A 7,841-nucleotide genomic window follows, 5' to 3' on the forward strand; every position below is an offset into this window, starting at 1 on the left:
AAAATCAGACAAACTGATTGCCCATACGGTCCTTTCTTGACATTCCTCTCGGGAAAACCCGATACTTTCCGTGAGGGAACATCATACCCGGCCAGAAGAACCGGGGGATCAAAAGCGATTCGGGAGACAAGAAATACTGCGCATCACCACAACACCGCACCCTCTGGGAGGGACGTTTCTTCTCGCTCTCCTGGGCCTGCTCCTGGGACCTCTCTCTACCACTGTTTCCCATAGCGCAGCCCCGCTCCAGAGCGGTCCTGTCAGGAACATCTCGGTCCTGGAAGATCCCACGGGGCTTATGACCCTCCAGGATATACTGTCCTTGGGAGAAGGGGCTTTTGAACGCCACCAGGAAGACCGGGCCCCGAGCTATTCCTACAGCAGATCTGCCTTCTGGTTAAGGTTTCCTCTCTCGGGGGCGCCGCCAGGAACCACCTGGATCCTGGAGGTTGCCTACCCACTCATCCAGAAGATGGACCTCTATCTGGTCAGTCACGGCGATTCCAGGGAGGTCCTTCACCACAGGGGTGGTTCGCACTACCCTTTCTACGAGAGGCCCGTTTCATACCGGAACGTGGTTTTCCCCCTGGGAGGGCTCCAGGGCTCAAGCTATCAGGTGTACCTGCGGGTTCGATCCAATGGCGCCCTGGTCCTCCCCTTGAACCTTTGGCGGGCCGGAGATTTCACCGCCTCTCTGGCAAGAGAATATCTCTTGTTGGGGGCCTACTTTGGCATCCTTCTGATCCTGGTGCTCTACAATCTCTTCCTCTACCTCTTTGTGCGCCGCCGTTCCTACCTGTATTACCTGCTGTATGTTTCCTGCATTGCCGGATTTCACCTCTCCCTGACGGGTCTTGCCTTCCAGTATCTCTGGCCCGGCCACCCCTGGTGGGCAAACAGATCGGTCATGATCTTTATTGCAGGTTCCGTGGCAACACTCCAGGTCTTCGCATCGGAGCTCCTCTCGCTGAAAACAGCAGCGCCCCGCTTCTATCGTCTCCTCAGGTGCTCAGCGGCCGGAGCAGTGCTCATGATCGTTCCAGCCCTGGTTCTCCCCTATACGCCGGCGATGCTCATGACGATCGCGGGCTTCATCATGGCCTCTGTTATCTTCTGCGTAACAATTCTAAGCACCCTCAGAGGGCGGGATCGGCTCACATGGTATTTTTTTACCGCCTGGATGCTCATGATCATCGCGGGGATTCTTCTCAGCGCCCGCAGTCTGGCGATCCTCCCTCATTCTTTTCTTACGCTCTTTGGCATCCAGGTTGCGTCCATTCTGGAAATCGTCATACTGTCCCTTGCCCTGGCTCACCGGGCACGGTTGCTTGACCAACAGCGAAAAATTGCCCGCCACCAGGCGGCAACCGATGGCCTGACAGGCCTGACAAACCGGAGGTATTTCGAAGATTACGCGAGCGAAATTATTCAAAGCTCCCGTGCTTCTGACACTCCCCTGGCGCTGGTACTCTTCGACCTGGATCACTTCAAGAAGGTGAACGATACCTACGGCCATGATGCAGGTGATACTGTGCTGCAGACAATAGCCCAGCGACTAACCAATCATCTAAGGTCTTCCGATGCCCTGAGCCGCTACGGAGGCGAGGAGTTTGTCTTTCTCCTCCCTCAGGCTACCAGGGAAGAGGCTCTGCAAAAGGCTGAAGAGGTGCGAAGCATTCTTTCCCAGCAACCAATCAGCCTGGACGATCAACAGCCGATCACCGTCACGGCCAGCTTTGGAGTAGCCTGTCTCAAAAACGAGCCGACCCTGCGGGAACTCATGAAGCGTGCCGATGCGGCTCTGTACCAGGCAAAACATCACGGGCGAAACCGGGTCGCCTCTGGATGACCCCGAAGGAAGAACCTGAGAAGAAATCCCCCGAAGACCCGCAAACCTTGCGCCGTCCGAAAGATTGCGTTATCTTTGAAGCACATTATGAGCAAGCAAGCGATACTGTGCGTTGATGATGAGGTTATCATCCTTATGGCCCTCAAGCAGGAGTTGCGGTCCCATTTCAAGGACCAGTTCATCTACGAGGGTGCAGGAGATGCCCAAGAGGCGCTTGAAACAATCAACGAACTGGAACGCGACGGCGTCTCGGTGATCCTCATCATCTCGGACTGGCTGATGCCGGGGATCAAGGGAGATGAGTTCCTCTTCCGCGTCAATGAATCCCATCCCAACATCGCAGCGATCATGGTAACTGGCCATGCAGACCCCGAGTCGATCCAGACGATGAGGGAGCGCCTGGGCGATATCCGGGTAATCCACAAACCCTGGCGACATGCCGATATCATCAACGCGGTGCAGGCCTGCCTCACCCGGGAAGACCCTAATCAATTAAACTGAGAGGCCCTCGGCCGGGGACAGGCCCTCTCCCGGAGATGTCCTTCGATCTTGGCATACCCCTGTATCTTAATCGGGTTTATTCTGGTCTTCCTGTCGGGTCAGTCCTTCCGGAGGAATGTCCTGCTCTGGTGCGGCGGGCAAAACCACAACAAAACGCGTTTTTCCCGGTTCCGAGCTGAACCAGATGGTCCCCTGGTGTTTGGTAATTATGGTCCGGCAAATTTCCAGCCCCAGGCCTATTCCCTCACCGTGTTCTTTCGTTGTGAAGAAGGGATCAAAGATTCTGTCCTTCACCTCAGCAGGAATACCCGAGCCGGAATCCTCAATGGTAACACGGACATCGCCGTTCTCTCTCTCTGTGGTGATCACAATCTCTCCCTCACCAGGCCCGCTTTCAATCGCCTGGACCGCGTTGAGGATGAGGTTCATCCATACTTGTCCGAGCTGATCGGCCGCGCCCAGCACACGAAGTCCTGCAAAGTTTCGATGCAACCGCACGCCTCGCTTGATGCGATTATACAGGATCGTAAGAACGCTCTCGATCCCCGCCTCCAGGGAAACCGGAAGATGCTTCCCTTCCGATTCGGGGTGCAAATAGGTCCTGAGGGCAGCCACAACCTTCTCTCCCTTCTCGGCGGCTACAGCCACTACCTGAGCTGTCCTTCGGGCCCCCACCAGAGCGGCGGCCCGGCGCAGAACCTCCCCACTGCGGGGATCATACAAAAAGGGAAGGAACTGCTCTACTTCGTCGTCTATTTCCATCTCCACCAGAAAATCGGCGGTCTCTCCCGGATGAGGCACCCGCTCCTGCTCAAGAAAGACCCGGAGATTCCCCTTGCGCGCGCGCGCACCTTGAGAGAACACAAGCTCACCACACCGGGGAAGAGCTGTCTGCAACAGACGCGAGTACAAATCACCCATCCCGCTACTCCAGGGATTTTCAAGGATCACGTCATTTGTTTGCCGGGAATCGAAGTAGCGAACCAGGGCACCCCCCGAAGAAGAGATGGCAGCCAGGGGAGTGTTGAGCTCGTGGGCGATCCCGGCCGAGAGTTTTCCCAGAGCAGATAACCGCTCCGATTCCACCAGGCGACTTTGAGCATTTTCCAGCTCCTGGAGCGACCGTTGCAGTTCCCCGGTTCGTTCGACCACTCGTTCTTCCAGGCTTTCTTTTGCTTCGGTGAGCTGTGCATTTTTTTCCAGGATATGGCGGGCCATATTGTTTATCAGGACGATCAGACTATTCAGGTCATGGTACGGCCCCAATTCAATTGGTTTCCCGTAATTTCCTCGGGATATTTCATCGATACCCTGGCGGATGGGAACAAACTCCCGGGAAATTTTCTTGATTATGAGAAACCGCGTGGCTACCAGGTTGGCCAGAACCACCGCTCCAATAATCACCAGGGCAAGCACGACAAAGCGGAAGCGCATGCCCCGAATCTCGGCATCGCTGAATTCCAGATACACTTCTCCCAGAACGAGCCCTTCCCGCTCCACCAGGCGGTGCACAGGAGGGATATACCGTGACGGGACAGAAGCCGGCCGAGAGACTATTTCACCCGTGGCGGAAGAATTCAGGACGATACCCGATATACGCCCCGACGAAAGCAGAACCTCGGCAATTCGCCGGGCCTGATCGTCATCGATGTTGTATAAAGGATCCTCCAGGATCACCTCGATTTCATCGGCCACGGTGCGGGAACTCCTGATGAGATCGTCGGTCATGGCATTGGTCATAAAGAGAATTGTTACAATTTCAAAGGCAACGATAATCGCTGCCGAGACCAGGATTGTCATCCTCTGGGCGTCCGAGAGAAGCCCTCTTGATCGTTTCATCGGTACCCCTCAAGAATAGTTGCCACAACGCCCTCGTCAATAATATCCCGGAGTATCTTCTCTAAAACAGGACGAAGTTCCATCGCGGGCGAGGCCCGGGAGAGGGCAATAAAAAGATCCGTTCCGTGGGCAGGCTGATAGATCGCGGGGCCCACCAGAGACTCCATCCCCAACTGGCGTATATCCCAGAGAAGATTCGGTATGGTGCCCACCAGAACTGACACCCGGCCATGGTACAGCATCCTGAGAAGCTGTCGCTCCGAGGAAACGGTGATCTTTTCTATCTTCGTATCCGAGTTGAAGGGTTCAAAATAGACCGAGTCGCGCACCTGACCTACCCGCAGGGAATAAAGATCCCGATAGCTCTGGAGAATGTCCTCAGAGCCCCGCAGGGTATAGAACGCAGGAGAAACGGCCGTGTAGGAAGGCGAAAGATAGTGGAGGTATGTTTCCCGCTCGGCCGACCAGGCAATGCCGGTCATGATGTGAGCTTCTCCGGTGCGCAACATTTCCAGCGCCCGCGGCCAGGAATGACGCTGGACCACAACGGGAATGCCCAAGCGCGTTTCGATTTCCCGAACGAGTTCCAGATCTATCCCCGATACCAGATCTCCCGAGGAATCGGCAAGCCGAAAGGGGGGCCAGACATCGGTTGCCAGAACAAGATGCTCCGGCAGGGCCTCACCAGAGGAGACCAGGAAGACGCTCAGCACAAGAACCAGACCTGCCCGTTTCAGGAAAAAGAGACTTCGCTGATCTGGCCAGGCCCTATTCATGATTCCTCCTGCTGCAGAAGCGCTTCTCTCACGCCCCCTCTTAAGGGGGATGCCTTTGAATGTAAGAATACACGATGAACCCCCACTTTGCCATAACAGGATCTCTTTGTTAGACTCAGGGGAGCAGGAAAATCGTGGAATCGGGGAGTGCCGATCAGGGAGTCCCCGGGACGCTTCAAAACCGGTTGTTTCAGAAAAAGGTCAAATGCCAGTGAAATGGAATCAACGGCGGGCTGTCGCCCTGGAATACCTCCGGAAAATCTACCGCTACGATCCGGAAACCGCCTCCTACACCATTGATGTGCGTCTTCCTGATTACTCCTACGCCTTCAGCCAGTGGGCTCACCCCTGGGAAGAGGTGCCCGAGGTTAACCCGGGGCTTGTCCAATATTTGAAGGAGTGTTCCGACGATATTCCCTACGAGGCGCCACTGCAAATTGTCTTCGGGATCGAGGGGCCCCGAGGCCAGGCTATGGAGCGGGAACTCAGTATCAGCATCCGGAAATATTTCCGCTACGAGCTTTTTATCGAACGTCGGCGCCTGCGCCGCCTCTGGCAACGGGCGCTCCACTACATGGCAATCTCCGTGGTGTTTCTCATTGCGGGAACTCTGCTGGGACCTGAAACGGGGGACCATCTGGTGAGACTGACCCTCAGGCAGGGCCTCAATGTGGGCGGTTGGGTTTTCATGTGGGAGGCGATCCACCAGATCACCTTCCAGCAACAGAATCTGCGCCGGACCATCGCCGACTACACCCGATTTCTTGATGCCCGGATCAGCTTTGAGAGATCAGAACTATGATGGCCGCGCTGCTCAGGAGATCTTTGTCGTCCCTGCTCCAGGAGATTTGGAGTGATGGAGTCGTCCTGATATCTTCATGAGCTGTTGAAACAGTTTCAGGTCCCGCAGGCGTTTTTGACGCTCCTGGGAAACCCGAACACTATTCACCAGCATAATGCTCATCAGAACCAGTAGCAGAGCGAAGGGCAGGCCGGTGCTGATAACTGCCGTCTGAAGCGCCATCAACGCCTGCTCACCGCCAATCAGGAGCAACACCGCCGCTACTGCACCCTCAAGAACCGCCCAGAAGATTCGCTGTCCCACGGGCGTCTTGATTCGGCCGCCCGATGTAATGTTATTGATCACCAGCGAGCCGGAGTCACTGGACGTGACAAAAAAGAAGATAACCATTGCTGTTGCCAGCACACTCAGAGCCAGGCTTATCGCCCCCTGCAGGACCGGTATATTGATGCGGGCCAGCATTTCGAAGAGAGCCACAGGGAGATTCCCCTGTACGGTCGCAAACAAGGCGCCCTCACCAACCTGGTTTACGTAAATTGCCGTGCTGCCAAAGACCGACATCCACAGAAATGACAACAGGGGAGGCACTACCATAACGGCGGTCACAAACTCGCGAATGGTGCGCCCCCGTGAAATTCGGGCAATAAACATGCCCACGAAAGGAGACCAGGAAATCCACCAGGCAAGATAGAAAACCGACCAGCTCCCCTGCCAACTGCTCTGTTCGCCCGATCCGATAAAAAACGATGATTTGATCAAATCACCCAGATACAGGCCAAGCGCGTTGGTAAAGAGCCGGATAATGTAGCCCGTTGGGCCCACGACCAGGATAAATACAAGAAAGGCTGCGGCAAGCTTCATGTTCAGCTCGGACAAGATACGAACACCCTTGTCGATACCGCTAACCACAGAAATTGTTGCGATGGCTGTCACACCGGCAATGAGCGCAATCTGAATCATCGTGCTATAGGGCAGTCCGGTTAAATGGTTCAAACCGCTGTTGATCTGCTGGACACCCAATCCCAGCGACGTAGCCAGGCCAAAGAGTGTTGCCAGAATGGCCAGTATGTCGATCAGGTCACCCCAAAACCCGAATACCCGTTTTCCCAGTAACGGGAAGAACACTGACCGCAGCGACAGCGGAAGCCCCTTGTTATACGCAAAAAATGCCAGGGCCAACGCAATAATGGTGTAGACACCCCAGGGATGAAGGCCCCAGTGAAAGAACGTGGTCGCCATAGCGCTGACGGCCGCATCGGGGCTGGTGAAAACCGGTGGTGTAAAGGCTGCATGATACAGGGGCTCCCCCACCGCCCAGAACATCAGGCCGATACCCATCCCGGCTGAGATCAGCATGGAATACCAGGCGAAGTTGGAGAATTCCGGCTTGGCATCAACCCCGCCAATCTTGACGGTCCCCAGGCGCGAGAAGGCAAAGACCAGACTCACGACAATAAAAAAGTTGCTGGCCAGTATGAATACCCAGTCAAAGCGGGTAATTATGAAGCTCTGTACCGTGGCAAACACCGCATTGGCACGTTCCAGATCGAGCATCGCCAACCCGGCAAAGAGCAAAATAAAGGCCGCCGCCGCCAGGCTGACCACGGGGTTCATGTCCAGGCCCCATCGGGTGAAGTTCCGCTCAAAGAGGCGCTGTTCTGCTTCCCGGGCTAACTGTTGCCGCTCCTCATGTGCGGGATCATGAATATCTGTTGCCATACGACGATTATAGGAACCAGGCGTTTCCCCTGTCAAACAGTGTATGCAAGATTATATCAGGCAATTGCACGGAGCCCCGTCGGGTCAGTATACACCAGCGGGTTATGGCCCACATAGGCATACCAGTTGCCCCCGTCCCGGGCGGGGTCTTCCGAGGTAAAGCTGCCGATCGTCGCGTCGTACCACCGGGCGTTGAAGTAGTATAGTTCGATATCCCTGTCGTATCCCTTACCCGCGAATACCCACGCCTTCCCCGGTGACTGCTGTTGATACCTCCAGGAAACAGGAGTAGTATATCTCCATGGATCGTATCGAGCGGCCGCTGAATCCCATGGCGGATGTTTTCGTCCGGTAT

Annotated in this window: 7 protein-coding genes; 3 read left to right on the top strand and 4 right to left on the bottom strand. The window is 55.5% G+C overall.

All coding sequences use genetic code 11. From position 1 onward, the window contains the following. The first annotated feature begins 70 nt into the window (after positions 1 to 70). Complete coding sequence (locus tag BW950_RS05435) at positions 71 to 1,849, top strand: sensor domain-containing diguanylate cyclase (RefSeq protein WP_076488275.1); 1,779 nt, start codon at positions 71 to 73, stop codon at positions 1,847 to 1,849. An 87-nt stretch (positions 1,850 to 1,936) separates the two neighbouring features. Then, on the top strand, positions 1,937 to 2,350 hold the full coding sequence (locus BW950_RS05440; RefSeq protein WP_076488276.1) for a response regulator: 414 nt from the start codon (positions 1,937 to 1,939) through the stop codon (positions 2,348 to 2,350). A gap of 66 nt (positions 2,351 to 2,416) precedes the next feature. Here the strand turns inward: BW950_RS05440 and BW950_RS05445 are convergent, their stop codons facing one another. Both BW950_RS05445 and BW950_RS05450 read right to left on the bottom strand, forming a co-directional pair. Continuing rightward, positions 2,417 to 4,189, bottom strand: coding sequence for a sensor histidine kinase (locus BW950_RS05445; RefSeq protein ID WP_076488277.1), 1,773 nt, complete (start codon positions 4,187 to 4,189; stop codon positions 2,417 to 2,419). Further along, entirely contained in the window at positions 4,186 to 4,965 is a 780-nt protein-coding gene (locus BW950_RS05450; RefSeq protein WP_083943753.1) for a substrate-binding periplasmic protein, read from the bottom strand. Before BW950_RS05450 ends, BW950_RS05445 begins: the two co-directional genes overlap by 4 nt. A 211-nt stretch (positions 4,966 to 5,176) precedes the next feature. Here BW950_RS05450 and BW950_RS05455 point away from each other — a divergent pair, with 211 nt between their 5' ends. Further along, complete coding sequence (locus BW950_RS05455) at positions 5,177 to 5,767, top strand: hypothetical protein (protein WP_143559130.1); 591 nt, start codon at positions 5,177 to 5,179, stop codon at positions 5,765 to 5,767. Between the two features lie 12 nt (positions 5,768 to 5,779). Here the strand turns inward: BW950_RS05455 and BW950_RS05460 are convergent, their stop codons facing one another. Both BW950_RS05460 and BW950_RS05465 read right to left on the bottom strand, forming a co-directional pair. After that, positions 5,780 to 7,486: a BCCT family transporter gene (locus tag BW950_RS05460; protein WP_076488279.1), complete on the bottom strand. Its 1,707-nt coding sequence runs from the start codon at positions 7,484 to 7,486 to the stop codon at positions 5,780 to 5,782. Positions 7,487 to 7,542: 56 nt separating this feature from the next. Further along, positions 7,543 to 7,841 (bottom strand): RHS repeat-associated core domain-containing protein (locus BW950_RS05465; RefSeq protein WP_143559131.1); only part of this gene is annotated, 299 nt, incomplete at its 5' end.

The sequence above is a fragment of the Alkalispirochaeta americana genome (assembly GCF_900156105.1).
Lineage (GTDB): Bacteria > Spirochaetota > Spirochaetia > DSM-27196 > Alkalispirochaetaceae > Alkalispirochaeta > Alkalispirochaeta americana.

What these genes read in the sequence shown, in the direction of transcription:
- BW950_RS05440 (WP_076488276.1), top strand. Translation starts at nt 1,937, where the DNA reads ATGAGCAAGCAAGCGATACTGTGCGTTGATGATGAGGTTATCATCCTT.
- BW950_RS05445 (WP_076488277.1), bottom strand. Translation starts at nt 4,189, where the DNA reads ATGAAACGATCAAGAGGGCTTCTCTCGGACGCCCAGAGGATGACAATC.
- BW950_RS05450 (WP_083943753.1), bottom strand. Translation starts at nt 4,965, where the DNA reads ATGAATAGGGCCTGGCCAGATCAGCGAAGTCTCTTTTTCCTGAAACGG.
- BW950_RS05460 (WP_076488279.1), bottom strand. Translation starts at nt 7,486, where the DNA reads ATGGCAACAGATATTCATGATCCCGCACATGAGGAGCGGCAACAGTTA.